At 58.0% G+C, this 13,561-nt stretch carries 13 protein-coding genes; 3 read left to right on the top strand and 10 right to left on the bottom strand.

All coding sequences use genetic code 11. The features are described from left to right. On the bottom strand, nt 1-603 hold the full coding sequence (locus tag ACR0J5_RS01570; RefSeq protein WP_480650103.1) for a DsbA family protein: 603 nt from the start codon (nt 601-603) through the stop codon (nt 1-3). A 107-nt stretch (nt 604-710) separates the two neighbouring features. Between ACR0J5_RS01570 and ACR0J5_RS01565 the strand changes: the two genes are divergently transcribed. Beyond that, nucleotides 711-1,730, top strand: coding sequence for a ribose-phosphate pyrophosphokinase (locus tag ACR0J5_RS01565; protein WP_480650102.1), 1,020 nt, complete (start codon nt 711-713; stop codon nt 1,728-1,730). Between the two features lie 84 nt (nt 1,731-1,814). On the opposite strand, the gene ACR0J5_RS01560 is transcribed toward ACR0J5_RS01565, so the two are convergent. From ACR0J5_RS01560 to ACR0J5_RS01525, 8 genes are all read right to left on the bottom strand, one after another. Further along, nucleotides 1,815-2,993 (bottom strand): hypothetical protein, encoded by a 1,179-nt coding sequence (locus ACR0J5_RS01560; protein WP_480650101.1) that lies wholly within the window; start codon nt 2,991-2,993, stop codon nt 1,815-1,817. 196 nt (nt 2,994-3,189) lie between these two features. Continuing rightward, a complete protein-coding gene (locus ACR0J5_RS01555) occupies nt 3,190-3,540 on the bottom strand; it encodes an H-type lectin domain-containing protein (RefSeq protein ID WP_480650100.1) in 351 nt (116 codons plus the stop codon). A 117-nt stretch (nt 3,541-3,657) separates the two neighbouring features. Beyond that, nucleotides 3,658-4,068, bottom strand: a complete 411-nt coding sequence (locus ACR0J5_RS01550; protein WP_480650099.1) for a F0F1 ATP synthase subunit epsilon — start codon at nt 4,066-4,068, stop codon at nt 3,658-3,660. A 12-nt stretch (nt 4,069-4,080) separates the two neighbouring features. Next, nucleotides 4,081-5,505, bottom strand: a complete 1,425-nt coding sequence (gene atpD, locus ACR0J5_RS01545; RefSeq protein WP_480650098.1) for a F0F1 ATP synthase subunit beta — start codon at nt 5,503-5,505, stop codon at nt 4,081-4,083. 20 nt (nt 5,506-5,525) lie between these two features. Further along, nucleotides 5,526-6,404, bottom strand: a complete 879-nt coding sequence (locus ACR0J5_RS01540) for a F0F1 ATP synthase subunit gamma (protein WP_480650097.1) — start codon at nt 6,402-6,404, stop codon at nt 5,526-5,528. A gap of 15 nt (nt 6,405-6,419) precedes the next feature. After that, nucleotides 6,420-7,958 carry a F0F1 ATP synthase subunit alpha gene (atpA, locus tag ACR0J5_RS01535; RefSeq protein ID WP_480650096.1) on the bottom strand — a complete coding sequence of 513 codons (1,539 nt, stop codon included), beginning with the start codon at nt 7,956-7,958 and terminating at the stop codon, nt 6,420-6,422. Next, on the bottom strand, nt 7,959-8,519 hold the full coding sequence (locus ACR0J5_RS01530; RefSeq protein ID WP_480650095.1) for a F0F1 ATP synthase subunit delta: 561 nt from the start codon (nt 8,517-8,519) through the stop codon (nt 7,959-7,961). A 302-nt stretch (nt 8,520-8,821) separates the two neighbouring features. Then, complete coding sequence (locus tag ACR0J5_RS01525; protein WP_480651412.1) at nt 8,822-9,556, bottom strand: methyltransferase domain-containing protein; 735 nt, start codon at nt 9,554-9,556, stop codon at nt 8,822-8,824. Between the two features lie 61 nt (nt 9,557-9,617). Between ACR0J5_RS01525 and gloB the strand changes: the two genes are divergently transcribed. Next, nucleotides 9,618-10,385 (top strand): hydroxyacylglutathione hydrolase, encoded by a 768-nt coding sequence (gene gloB / locus ACR0J5_RS01520; protein ID WP_480650094.1) that lies wholly within the window; start codon nt 9,618-9,620, stop codon nt 10,383-10,385. Nucleotides 10,386-10,560: 175 nt separating this feature from the next. After that, a complete protein-coding gene (clpA, locus tag ACR0J5_RS01515; protein ID WP_480650093.1) occupies nt 10,561-12,885 on the top strand; it encodes an ATP-dependent Clp protease ATP-binding subunit ClpA in 2,325 nt (774 codons plus the stop codon). A 53-nt stretch (nt 12,886-12,938) separates the two neighbouring features. Here the strand turns inward: clpA and ACR0J5_RS01510 are convergent, their stop codons facing one another. Continuing rightward, nucleotides 12,939-13,340 (bottom strand): BUD32 family EKC/KEOPS complex subunit, encoded by a 402-nt coding sequence (locus ACR0J5_RS01510; RefSeq protein WP_480650092.1) that lies wholly within the window; start codon nt 13,338-13,340, stop codon nt 12,939-12,941. Nucleotides 13,341-13,561: the final 221 nt, after the last annotated feature.

The raw sequence follows: 13,561 nt of genomic DNA, 5'->3' as shown, positions 1-13,561 counted from the left end.
TTACCCTTTGGTCTCAGCCAGATGCCGATCCAGATCGTCCAACCGATCCTGCCCCCAGAACCGCTGACCGTCCTCAGTGACATAGAAGGGCGCGCCAAAGGCACCGCGATCCACGGCCTCTTCCAGATTGGCCGCGTAGGTATCCGCGCCTACCAACAGACCGCTATCGGCAAGGTTTGGGTCAAATCCGGCCTGCGACAGGCAATCGCGGATCACATCATCCTGTGCGATGTCCTTTTCCTCGGCCCAACAGGCCCGCAGCAGGGACTGTACCAGCTTGCCCACGTCGCCCGATCCGTCTTGGGCAGCGGCGATCACCGCATATGAGGACGGCGCCATATTCGTCGGCCAATGCGCAGGCTGAATGTTGAAGTCCATGCCCAGATTCCTGGCCTGCCGCTGCAAATCCTGTGCGCGGTACTCGGTGCGCGAGATATGCCGATCCTTGGGAGGCGTCCCACCGGTACGCCCGAACAGTGCCATGATATCCAGCGGTTTGTAATTGATTGTAGCCCCATGTTTGGCTGCGACCTCTTCCAGCCGTCCTCCTGCCAAATATGTGAATGGCGAAATTGTCGCAAAATAGTAGTCAATGGTGGCCATGTTCACTTTCTCCGCTGCGTTACCTTTGCTGGACGTTAAGGCCATGCTAAGCGGTGTCAACATCACGAATCTGTCACATTGCTATTGCTGCCCGGGGACCTCAGCCGATGCCGACACTCCACGAACCCAAGCTTATCGCTGGGAACGCAAACCTTCCTCTTGCCGAATCCATTGCCCGCCGCATGAGCCTGTATCGCGGTGTCGATCAGGGCCTCGTCGATGCGCGTGTCGAACGGTTCAATGACGGCGAGATTTTCGTCGAAGTCTTCGAAAATGTGCGCGGCGAGGATATGTTCATCGTCCAGCCGACCTCGAACCCCGCCAATGACAACCTTATGGAGCTACTGATCATCGCCGACGCGCTGCGTCGGTCTTCAGCCCAGCGAATTACTGCCGTGATCCCCTATTTCGGCTATGCCCGTCAGGATCGCCGCACTAAGGCTCGTACGCCCATTTCCGCGAAACTGGTCGCCAACATGCTGACCGGCGCGGGGATTGAGCGGGTTCTGACCATGGACCTGCACGCAGCCCAGATTCAGGGCTTTTTCGACATTCCGGTGGACAACCTCTATGCTTCGCCGATCTTTGCGCTGGATGTGAAAAACCAGTTCAAGGACCAGATGAATGAGATCATGGTCGTCTCGCCCGACGTGGGCGGCGTGGCGCGTGCGCGTGAGCTGGCCAAGCGGATCGAGGCGCCGCTGTCGATTGTTGACAAACGCCGTGAAAAGGCCGGTGAAGTGGCCGAGATGACCGTGATCGGTGACGTGAAAGACAAGATCTGCCTGATCGTCGATGACATGTGCGATACCGCGGGAACGCTATGCAAGGCGGCGCAGGTGTTGCTGGACAACGGTGCGAAAGAGGTCCACTCCTACATCACCCATGGCGTCATGAGCGGCCCTGCGGTCGAACGTGTGACCAACTCGGTGATGAAATCGCTGGTGCTGACCGACACAATTCAGCCGACACCGGAAGTTGCGAAAGCCAAGAACATCCGCATCGTTCCCACCGCGCCGATCTTTACGCAGGCCATCCTGAACATCTGGAACGGCACTTCCGTGTCTTCGCTGTTCGAGGACAAGACCCTGACTCCGATCTACGAGTCGCTGTACCATATGGACTAAAATGGCTGGGGTGGCATTGCCCACCCCACCTTTGGGGCGGGTTGGGTTCAATCCCCGCGGGACGCCTGTAAGAACTCTGCCCTGCTAGTTTCCTTTTAGACGCGCCTTAAGAGACGACACCAGGTATTTCCAGGGATAGCGTCGGGCGTGATCCCGCTCCCGGATTGCAGCCTTTAGCTTGGCATTCAGCGGGCTTTCGATCTGCAGCCCGTCATCTGGCACTTTGGCCGATTCATAAACCGCGGCGAAGTCTGCGGCGGTTGTGGCAGCGATATCTTCGACAATTTTGCCCACGTCTTCCAGTGTGAACACAGTCTCTTCTTTGTGTCGCTTTTCCGGTTTCGGAAAAACGTCACGGTCGTGAAAATACGCCTCAGCCAGGCGCCGGTTGCTCTCTTCAAATTGGCGAAAAAAGTCCTCACGCCCCGGATCCAGTAGCTTTCCCTGATCCAAAGCCCCGCACTCAAAAAGCGTCTTCTTCCACTGCATGTTCGCAGGGTTAATGTCGCCTGCTTCTTTCTGGTAGGGGATTGAGCGGTTAACCCCGCGGTAGGCGCAGCTTTTCAGGAACGTCAGGCTTTCATTGGCGCTTTCTATCTCAAAGGACAGCTCAGATTGATCGATTTCGATTGGCAGCGCTGTCAAGAAGTCCTTGCGCAGATCGCCTTGGGCGAACTTAGACCTATCGAATAAGCGCAGATCGATATTGTCTTTGCCAAACGCTCCGGCCCAAAAGTTTACAAGATTAAAATAGTTGTAGTAATGATCTTCTGTGTCGATATCCCTTTGGAACTGTTCCAGCGACGACGCGTTTCGGCCCTTGACCGAAGTGGAATACAAGCTTTCTCTCAGGTCCCACTGCGGGCGAAGATAGCAGATGACTTTCACGCTCTCAAAAATGTCTTCAAGAAGCACACTGAGGGATTCAAGCTCTTGGGATGTCTTTATACGGCTGTGAAAATGTTCTGACGTGATCACCATGATCTTGTGATCTTTGGCACCCTCGGCAACTTCGGCCCTGAAATCCTCAGCAAAGCTCTGAAAAAAAAGTGCTTTTTCCTCCATAGACTGGAGTTTTTCCATTTGGCTATAGTCATCAAGTATTGTCTGGCAGAACGACACAAGCTTGCGGTTATTGCCAAACCCACAGACTTTGCTCAGAAAAACGCCTTGTTTCGACAGCGCATGCTTGTTGTGGTACAGCCATTGCTGCAACAGCGTCGTGCCGGTCTTTTCGGTCCCGATATGTAGAAGCAGTTTCAAGGGCGCGATCTCCTGGGTCAGCAACGTCTGGCAAGGGGGGCCACCGGAAAACATCTATTTCGCGCGCCCAAAGCCGTCAAAACCGTCTCATATGCACAAGAGGATGAGCCGTCAATTGCGCCCGTCCCGGTAATCATAGCTGTGCGCTATAGTTGCATTTTAGGCTTATGCCCATTCGTTGCGTGGGCAAATAGCGTCAGGTGATATTCCAATCATCCAAATGGGCCACGTCCCCCATCGCGGTCCACGTAACCCGTATCCGCGCGATGCGTGTGTCGGACCATGTTCGAAAAACGGCGGCGAACCCCTCAGCGGTGATGTCCTCGGCCACCACTTCAGCGCGCAAAGCGGATGTTGTGTCGACATCCCACAAAGACACGTTCAGCTGCACGACCGGTGGAGACCGAAAGGCTTGACCGAAGGTGATTTGTTTACGCCGTTCCCGGGGCCCGTCACCCGTCCACATCTCGCCACCATCGGCGAAATCGGAAAATAGCACTGCCTCGCCTTGGTCGATTCCGACCGGGTGGGTTCGAAATATTCTCATCTACATCATCTTTATTATTCAATTCCTGAATCCTAGCCCGCGATTCAGGCGAAATCAGCATAAAAAAACGGCCCCGATCTCGCAGGGCCGTCTTAATTCATCAGAGTTGCATGAACCTTACAGGCTCATATGCGTTCCAAGAGCTTCCATATCGGCCAGCAGCTTGGCAGCGTCGTCGACTATGGACTGATCATCGCCTGCTTTGGCTGCCTCGTGCGAGGCGCGAGCCTCGGCGATCAGGTCATCCAGATGGGACCGGGTTACTTCGGTCACCGGAATTGCCTTTTCTGCCAGAACCGACAGGCTGTCGCCGTTGATCTGGGCAAACCCGCCGGTAACCAGGTATTCGCTGGCTCCTGCAGGTGCCTCAACCTTCAGCAGACCGGGGCGCAGTGTGGTGATGGTGGGGGCATGATCGGGCATCGCCGTCATATCGCCGTCCGCGCCGGGAATCTGGACCGCGGTGGCCTCAAGCGAAGCAAGGCTCCGCTCGGGGCTGACGAGGTCGAATTGCATCGTGTTTGCCATCAGGGATACTCCTTAGGCGGCTTCTGCGGCCATCTTTTCCGCTTTGGCGATCACTTCGTCGATGCCGCCAACCATCAGGAAGGCCGCTTCGGGCAGGTGATCGTATTCGCCAGCCACAACAGCTTTGAACGAGGCGATGGTCACGTCCAGAGGAACCTGAACGCCCGGCGAACCGGTGAAGACTTCGGCAACGTCAAACGGCTGCGACAGGAAGCGTTCGATCTTACGGGCACGAGCCACGGTCAGTTTGTCTTCTTCCGACAGTTCGTCCATGCCGAGGATGGCGATGATGTCCTGCAGCGACTTGTAGCGCTGAAGAATCTGCTGAACGTCGGTCGCAACTGCGTAGTGCTCCTCACCCACAATTGCGGGGTCCAGCAGACGCGACGACGAGTCGAGCGGGTCAACAGCCGGGTAGATACCCTTTTCCGAGATCGCACGGTTCAGAACGGTGGTCGCGTCCAAGTGCGCAAACGAGGTTGCCGGCGCGGGGTCGGTCAAGTCGTCCGCAGGCACGTAGATCGCCTGCACCGAGGTGATCGAGCCCGACTTGGTCGAGGTGATGCGTTCCTGCAGGGCGCCCATGTCGGTGGCCAGCGTCGGCTGGTAACCCACGGCTGACGGAATACGACCCAGCAGAGCCGAAACTTCGGAACCCGCCTGCGTAAAGCGGAAGATGTTGTCGACGAAGAACAGAACGTCAGTACCGGACTGGTCGCGGAACTGCTCGGCCAGGGTCAGACCGGTCAGAGCAACACGTGCACGCGCTCCCGGAGGTTCGTTCATCTGACCATAAACCAGCGCAACCTGCGATTCCGACAGGTTGTCGGGCTTGATCACGTTCGATTCGATCATCTCGTGGTACAGGTCGTTCCCTTCACGGGTCCGTTCACCAACACCCGCGAACACGGAAAAGCCCGAGTGCACTTTTGCGATGTTGTTGATCAGTTCCATGATCAGAACGGTTTTACCAACGCCGGCACCGCCGAACAGGCCAATTTTACCGCCTTTGGCGTAGGGGGCCAGCAGGTCAACAACCTTGATGCCGGTAACCAGAATTTCCGACTCGGTCGACTGTTCGTCGAACTCGGGTGCGGGCTGGTGGATCGCGCGGGCCTCAGATGCTTCGACCGGGCCTTTTTCGTCGATCGGCTCGCCGACCACGTTCAGGATGCGGCCCAGAGTTGCGTTACCAACCGGAACCGAGATCGGTGCGCCGGTGTCGGTTACTTCTTCGCCACGGACCAGACCTTCGGTCGCGTCCATCGCGATGGTGCGGACGGTGTTTTCACCCAGGTGCTGAGCAACTTCCAACACCAGGCGCTTGCCATTGTTGGTGGTTTCCAGCGCGTTCAGAATTTCAGGCAACTGATCTTCGAACTGCACGTCAACGACGGCCCCGATGATCTGTGTGACTTTGCCTTTTGCATTCGCCATGTTTCGTCTCCGGTATGTCTCTACAGCGCTTCAGCGCCGGAAATAATTTCAATCAGCTCGTTGGTGATCACGGCCTGACGCGAGCGGTTGAACTGGATCGTGAGCTTGTCGATCATCTCACCCGCGTTGCGTGTCGCGTTGTCCATTGCGGACATCCGTGCACCTTGTTCAGACGCTCCGTTTTCGAGCAGAGCCGAGAAGATCGCGGTCGCAACCCCCTTGGGCAGCAGGTCGGCCAGAATGGCCTCTTCGCTGGGCTCGTAGTCGAAAATGGCACCGCTGTCGTCACCAGCCGCTTCGTCTTCGAACGAGGCGGGGATGATTTGCTGTGCCGTCGGGATCTGGGTCACGACGTTGACGAACTTCGAGTAGAAGATCGTGGCAACATCGAACTCAGCCCCATCAAAGCGGGACAGGATGTCTTTGGCGATGTCCTGCGCGTTGGTGTAGCCAATGCGCTTGACCTCGCTCAGGTCGACATGTCCAACGAATAGATCGCCCAAATCACGCTTGAGCGCGTCGCGGCCTTTCTTGCCGACGGTCAGAACCTTGACCGTCTTGCCCTTGCCGCGCAGCTCTTCCGCCTTTTGGCGGGCGAGCTTGGCGATGTTCGAGTTGAAGCCGCCGCACAGGCCGCGTTCAGCTGTCATCACAACCAGCAGATGGACATCATCACTGCCCGTACCACGGAGCAGCTTGGGGGCGCTGTCGCTGCCCCCGACCGACGCCGCCAGCCCCGCCATCACGGCATTGAACCGCTCGGCATAGGGGCGCGAGGCTTCGGCAGATTCCTGGGCGCGGCGCAGTTTTGCAGCCGCGACCATCTGCATGGCCTTGGTGATCTTGCGGGTCGATTTGACCGACTCGATCCTGTTTTTAAGGTCCTTAAGATTTGGCATATGCCCGCCTCTCCCTTAAGCGAAGGTTGCGGCGTATTCGTCCAGCGCAGCCTTGATCTTGTCGGAAGCCTCGCCCTTGATCTTGGGATCTTCGTCGGTGATCCACTTCAGCAGGTCGGCGTGCTTGCCGCGCAGATGCGCCAGCAGACCGGCCTCATAGCGGCCAACATCCGAGACGCTGATCTTGTCGAGGTAACCGTTGGTGCCCGCGAAGATGACGCAGACGATTTCCGCGTTGGTCAGCGGCGAGTACTGCGGCTGCTTCATAAGCTCGGTCAGACGCGCACCACGGTTCAGCAGCTGCTGGGTTGCAGCGTCAAGGTCGGAACCAAACTGCGCAAAGGCTGCCATTTCACGGTACTGAGCCAGTTCCAGCTTAACCGGACCCGCAACCGATTTCATCGCGTTGGTCTGGGCCGACGAGCCCACACGCGAAACCGACAGACCGGTGTTCACAGCAGGGCGGATGCCCTGGTAGAACAGTTCGGTTTCCAGGAAGATCTGACCGTCGGTGATCGAGATCACGTTGGTCGGAATAAACGCCGAAACGTCACCACCTTGCGTTTCGATAACCGGCAGAGCGGTCAGCGAGCCTGCACCGAAATCTTCGTTCAGCTTCGCCGAACGCTCCAGCAGGCGCGAGTGGAGGTAGAAAACGTCACCCGGATACGCTTCACGTCCGGGCGGACGACGCAGCAGCAGGGACATCTGACGATAGGAAACAGCCTGCTTCGACAGGTCATCATAGATGATCAACGCGTGGCGGCCGTTGTCACGGAAGTATTCGGCCATCGCGGTCGCCGAGTAAGGCGCCAGGAACTGCATCGGCGCCGGGTCGGACGCGGTTGCAGCCACAACGATCGAGTATTCAATCGCGCCGGACTCTTCCAGTTTCTTCACCAACTGCGCAACGGTCGAACGCTTCTGACCAACAGCCACGTAGATGCAGTACAGTTTCTTCGACTCGTCGTCGCCTGCTGCGTCGTTGTAGACTTTCTGGTTCAGAATGGTGTCCAGCGCCACGGCGGTTTTACCGGTCTGACGGTCACCGATGATCAGTTCTCGCTGGCCACGGCCAATCGGGATCATCGCGTCAACCGATTTCAGGCCGGTTGCCATCGGCTCGTGCACCGATTTACGCGGGATGATGCCGGGGGCTTTGACGTCAGCAACGCCACGTTTGGAGGCATTGATCGGGCCTTTGCCGTCCAGCGGGTTGCCCAGACCGTCCACAACGCGGCCCAGCAGTTCGTCACCAATCGGAACGTCCACGATCGAGTTGGTGCGCTTAACAGTGTCACCTTCTTTGATGTCACGGTCGGAGCCAAAGATAACGACACCAACGTTGTCGCTTTCCAGGTTCAGCGCCATGCCCATGATGCCGCCGGGGAATTCGACCATCTCACCGGCTTGCACGTTGTCCAGACCGTATACACGGGCAATCCCGTCACCGACGCTCAGCACGCGGCCGATCTCGGCCACTTCTGCTTCCTGACCAAAATTCTTGATCTGGTCCTTCAGGATTGCAGAAATCTCTGCAGCTTGGATTCCCATTTATCCGACCTCTTTCATTGCATTCTGTAGGGAGTTCAGCTTCGAACGGATCGAGCTATCGATCATTTTCGAGCCCACTTTAACGACAAGACCGCCGATGAGGCTTTCATCCACGGTCGCATTGATTGTCACGGTCTTGCCCACACGCTCGGACAGCGTTTTGGACAGTTTTTCCAGTTGGGTTTTGGTCAGCGCCTTGGCCGAGGCGACATCGGCGGTCACTTCGCCACGCTCTTCGGCCAGCATATCGCGCAGCACCTGCACCAGTTGTGGCACAACAAACAGGCGGCGCTTCTGTGCCATCAGACCCAGCGTGTTGCGCAGGATGGCGTTCAGGCCCATCTTGTCGGCAACTGCGGTGATCGCGCCCTCTTGCTCAGCGCGCGAAACCAGCGGGGATGCGATCAGGTCGCGCAGGTCTGCGCTGTCGCCCAAAGCGGCTGCCAGATCATTGATGCCGGATTCCAGACCTGCAAGGTCATTGTTCTCTTTTGCAATCTCAAAGATTGCGGTGGCATAGCGCTCGGCGATGCCTGTGGAAATCGAAGCTGGTTCGGACACGTCCACCCTTCCGATATTTGAGGCCCCTGTTTTGAGTAGCGGCCGCTACCTTGGGGCGTGAGGAAACCCCGTCCATGAAGGGCGGGGATCAAAATCACCGGGGATGTAGCAGAGGTGTTCCAACCAAGCAATACGCTATAGCGGTAACAGAATTATCCACAAACCGTTAACTTTCATGCACTTACGCCAAGTGCGACGGTTTGAACCCCCTAGCCCAGTTGAAAAATGTTACGAATATGCAGGTTTTTGCGATTCCTGTGACTTTTTTCCCGCAACTTTTGCACCCCAACGATGCTGGCTTCTTAGGCAGGCTTCAACAACCCATCCAGCGCTTTGATCGGGCGCCGCACCGCATCTTTCGTGACACTGCCGCTGGGTGGGCGGATGTGTTTTGTGACTTCGACCATCAGCACGCCTCCCGCCATGACGGTTGGCACACGCTGTCCGGTTTTTTCAATCAAGCTGCCGGATTTCAGCCAGAACCGCCGGAACGACGGCGGCATGTACAAAGCCGAACAGTGGCTTTCCGGCAGGAAGTGATGCGCCTTGAGCTGATTTTCCAGTTGCGAGGCAGAATAAGGGCGCCCAAAGCCAAACGGCGTCCTATCTGTTCGCGACCACAGCCCGGCCCGGTTGGGCACAATGAACAGCGCCTTACCGCCAGGCCCAAGAACCCGCCAGCATTCGTTCAACAGTTCCGTTGGCCGCTGCGAGGTCTCAAGCCCATGCATCACAACCAGCTTGTCGACATGCCCGGTTTCAACAGGCCAAAGGGTTTCTTCGGTCAGAACCGATACATTCGGCATCCCGGCAGGCCAGGGCATCACCCCTTGCGGTCCCGGCATCAGGCCGATCAAACGCCGCGCATCGGCAAGATAGGGGCGCAAAAGAGGTACGGCAAAACCGAACCCCACAACTGTCTGCCCCTTGGCCTCGGGCCAGATTTCCAGCAACCGCCCACGAATGGCCGCCTGCGCCGCGCGACCCAATGTGCTGCGGTAGTAGAAATTCCTCAGATCCTGCACATCAAGATGCATTGCGGACACCCGGTCAATCGGCTTAGCTGAGCGCAGTCTAGCAACGAAAGGGCAAAATACCATGCCTCTTGAGATCGTCACAATCCCCTGTCTCAGCGACAATTACGCATTTCTGGCGCATGATGCCGATAGCGGCAACACCGCTTTGATCGATGCGCCCGAAGCCGAACCGATTCTGGCCGAGTTGGACAAACGTGGCTGGACCCTGAGCCACGTGTTGCTGACGCATCACCATTATGACCATGTGGACGGCCTGGCCGCGATCCTGGAAAAACACCCCGCCACAGTGATCGGGGCTGCCGCAGACGCCCACCGCCTGCCGCCGCTGAACCAGCAGGTTGGCGATGGCGACACGTTCGAGGTGGGTGGTGAACCCGTCCAGGTCATGGATGTCTCGGGCCACACTGTGGGCCATATCGCATTCTATATGCCGCAGAGCGCGGCTGTTTTCACCGCCGATAGCCTGATGGCCATGGGCTGCGGTCGCCTGTTCGAAGGCACCGCACCGCAGATGTGGGCGTCGCTGTCAAAACTGGCCGCCCTGCCCGACGATACGCTGGTCTGCTCGGGCCACGAATACACGCAATCAAACACCAAATTCGCGCTGACGGTGGATCCGGACAACGCCGCACTGCAGAAACGTGCCGCCGAAATCGATGCAGCGCGCGCCGAAAACAGGCCCACGGTTCCGTCGACTCTGGCGTTGGAAAAGGCGACAAACCCCTTTTTACGCGCCACCGATCCATCGATTCAGACCCATCTTGGGATGGTCGGTGCAGACCCTGCTGCCGTGTTTGCGGAAATCAGGGCTAGAAAAGACAGATTCTGATGCCTATTTTCCCCACTTCGCGGCCACGGTCACAAGAAATGTGACTGTCAAGTGAAAGAAAACCCTTGAAGCCGGGCCGCGATCAACCAAACTCTAATAGTATGAGGACATGGTTGGGATGGGGATCCGGCCTAAAGCCCGCGCCCCTTCCGACCCAAGACAGAGGAGCACCCGCGTGCCTTCATTCTCGAGCACATTAGAACAAGCCATTCACGCGGCCCTGGCGGCTGCGAACGAACGGCGACACGAATTCGCCACGCTAGAGCATCTGCTGCTGGCGCTGCTGGAAGAACCGGACGCCATTCGCGTCATGAAGGCCTGCAGTGTCGATCTGGATGAACTGCGCGGCACTTTGGTCGAATTCATTGACGAAGACCTTTCAAACCTTGTGACCGACATCGACGGGTCCGAGGCTGTGCCCACGGCCGCCTTCCAGCGCGTCATTCAGCGGGCGGCGATCCACGTGCAAAGCTCGGGCCGGACCGAAGTGACCGGCGCGAATGTTCTGGTCGCCATCTTTGCCGAACGCGAAAGCAATGCGGCCTATTTCCTGCAGGAACAGGATATGACCCGCTATGACGCGGTGAATTTCATCGCACATGGCGTCGCCAAAGACCCGGCCTATGGCGAAAATCGCTCGGTTTCGGGCGCAGATCAAGTCGAGGATGAGGTTCAGGCAAGCTCGGGCGATGGTGAGCAGAAAGAAAGCGCACTTGCGAAATATTGCGTTGACCTGAACGCAAAATCCCGCGCAGGCGATGTCGACCCGCTGATTGGCCGCGCCTCTGAGGTTGAGCGTTGCATTCAGGTGCTGTGTCGCCGCCGCAAGAACAACCCGCTGCTGGTGGGTGATCCGGGCGTTGGCAAAACCGCCATCGCCGAGGGTTTGGCCCATAAGATCGTCGCGGGCGAGGCCCCCGATGTGCTGTCCGAGACCACGATTTACTCGCTGGACATGGGCGCGCTGCTGGCAGGCACCCGCTACCGCGGCGATTTCGAGGAACGCCTGAAGGCGGTCGTGACCGAGTTGGAGGATCACCCCGACGCGGTGCTGTTCATCGACGAAATTCACACCGTGATCGGTGCCGGTGCGACCTCGGGCGGCGCGATGGACGCCTCGAACCTGCTGAAACCTGCGCTGCAGGGCGGCAAGCTGCGCACCATGGGCTCGACCACCTATAAGGAATTCCGCCAGCATTTCGAAAAGGACCGCGCGCTGAGCCGCCGGTTCCAGAAGATCGACGTGAATGAACCTTCGGTCGAAGACAGCGTGAAAATCCTGCGTGGTCTGAAACCCTATTTCGAAGAGCATCACGAGATCAAATATACCGCCGACGCGATCAAAACCGCGGTGGAGCTGGCCGCGCGCTATATCAATGACCGCAAGCTGCCCGACAAGGCCATCGACGTCATCGATGAGGCAGGTGCCGCGCAGCATCTGGTCGCGGAAAGCAAGCGTCGCAAAACCATCGGCGTCAAAGAGATTGAGGCCGTCGTGGCCAAGATCGCCCGCATTCCGCCCAAGAATGTCACTAAGGATGATGCCGAGGTTCTGAAGGACCTTGAAACCTCGTTGAAACGGGTGGTGTTCGGTCAGGACGATGCCATCGTGGCGCTGTCCAGCGCGATCAAACTGGCCCGTGCCGGTCTGCGCGAGCCTGAAAAACCCATCGGCAACTACCTGTTCGCCGGCCCGACCGGTGTGGGTAAAACCGAGGTCGCCAAGCAATTGGCAGATACGCTGGGCGTCGAACTTCTGCGCTTTGACATGTCGGAATACATGGAGAAACACGCAGTTTCCCGTCTGATCGGTGCCCCTCCGGGCTATGTCGGGTTCGATCAGGGCGGTCTGTTGACCGACGGCGTCGACCAGCATCCGCATTGCGTGCTGCTGCTGGACGAGATCGAGAAAGCGCACCCGGACGTGTTCAACATCCTGCTGCAGGTGATGGACCATGGCGAGTTGACCGATCACAACGGCCGCACGGTGAATTTCCGCAACGTGGTTCTTATCATGACCTCGAACGCTGGTGCGCAGGAACAGGCCAAAGCGGCTATCGGCTTTGCCCGTGACCGCCGCGAAGGCGAAGACACCGCCGCGATTGAACGCACGTTCACGCCGGAATTCCGCAACCGTCTGGATGCCGTGATCTCCTTCGCGCCGTTGCCGAAAGAGGTGATCCTGCAGGTGGTCGAAAAGTTCGTTCTACAACTGGAAGCGCAGCTGCTGGACCGCAACGTGACCATCGACCTGACCCGCAAAGCCGCCGAATGGCTGGCTGACAAGGGCTATGACGACAAGATGGGCGCCCGCCCGCTGGGCCGTGTCATTCAGGAGCACATCAAGAAACCTCTGGCCGAGGAGCTGCTGTTCGGCAAGCTGGCCAAAGGCGGTGTGGTGCGTGTCTCGGTCAAGAAGGGTGAACTGAACCTGGAAATCTTCGGTCCAGATCAGCCGCGTATTCCGGGCGACAAGCCTCCGCTGTTGACGGCGGATTGATCCGGTAGACAAAGAAAACCCGCCCTCTGAGGCGGGTTTTTTAACGTACCGTGCTAGCGAAAGCCGGGATCGGAAATTGGCGATCTTATGCGAGCTGCTTTTTGACTCCACGCAGCCCGGTAATACGCAGACGCCAACCGATAGGCATAGCGCGGCCCCTTTAGGCCCTGAGACATCGCAGACAAAAGCGCTATGCCAATATCCCGCGCTTTTCTGATCCGCCCGGCTTTGGCAGGAGTGAAATACTCAAAATCGATGAACCGGATGCGGTGCCCGTCCCAGCACATGTCCCGAAAGGCGGGTCGCCCATGGGCGAGGTCGGCTGCGTGCAGACGGGCCAAAGCTTGTCCCGCCGCGCTGCATGCTTTTTCTTTTTCCGCAACGGAAATGACCTGACAAAGCTTGGTCAAACTGGTGCCCGCATCTTCGATCGCAAGAAAGCCGTCGCCTTCCATCAGGATCGCGGGAACGGGAGCTCCCCAACTCCACAGCAGACGGTGAGAGCGCCGATCCCGGTCAAACGCCTTTTGCGGCAGACCCTTTACCAGCCATAGAAAGGGGCTCGAACGTTCCACACGTTTCAGCCAGAACGCTGAACCATTGCGGGTTTGATGCCGCGCCATGCGTTGGTATGGCGCGCGCAGGGCGTCTTTCACAGCTTGTTCCAGATCTGAAG

This window comes from Ruegeria sp. BE1 (assembly GCF_056538885.1).
This window is presented reverse-complemented; position numbering and strand designations above follow the sequence as displayed.

Coding starts and splice junctions, on each gene's coding strand:
- ACR0J5_RS01570 (WP_480650103.1), bottom strand. CDS start 603: ATGGCCACCATTGACTACTATTTTGCGACAATTTCGCCATTCACATAT.
- ACR0J5_RS01565 (WP_480650102.1), top strand. CDS start 711: ATGCCGACACTCCACGAACCCAAGCTTATCGCTGGGAACGCAAACCTT.
- ACR0J5_RS01555 (WP_480650100.1), bottom strand. CDS start 3,540: ATGAGAATATTTCGAACCCACCCGGTCGGAATCGACCAAGGCGAGGCA.
- ACR0J5_RS01550 (WP_480650099.1), bottom strand. CDS start 4,068: ATGGCAAACACGATGCAATTCGACCTCGTCAGCCCCGAGCGGAGCCTT.
- atpD (WP_480650098.1), bottom strand. CDS start 5,505: ATGGCGAATGCAAAAGGCAAAGTCACACAGATCATCGGGGCCGTCGTT.
- ACR0J5_RS01540 (WP_480650097.1), bottom strand. CDS start 6,404: ATGCCAAATCTTAAGGACCTTAAAAACAGGATCGAGTCGGTCAAATCG.
- atpA (WP_480650096.1), bottom strand. CDS start 7,958: ATGGGAATCCAAGCTGCAGAGATTTCTGCAATCCTGAAGGACCAGATC.
- ACR0J5_RS01525 (WP_480651412.1), bottom strand. CDS start 9,556: ATGCATCTTGATGTGCAGGATCTGAGGAATTTCTACTACCGCAGCACA.
- gloB (WP_480650094.1), top strand. CDS start 9,618: ATGCCTCTTGAGATCGTCACAATCCCCTGTCTCAGCGACAATTACGCA.
- ACR0J5_RS01510 (WP_480650092.1), bottom strand. CDS start 13,340: ATGGAAGGCGACGGCTTTCTTGCGATCGAAGATGCGGGCACCAGTTTG.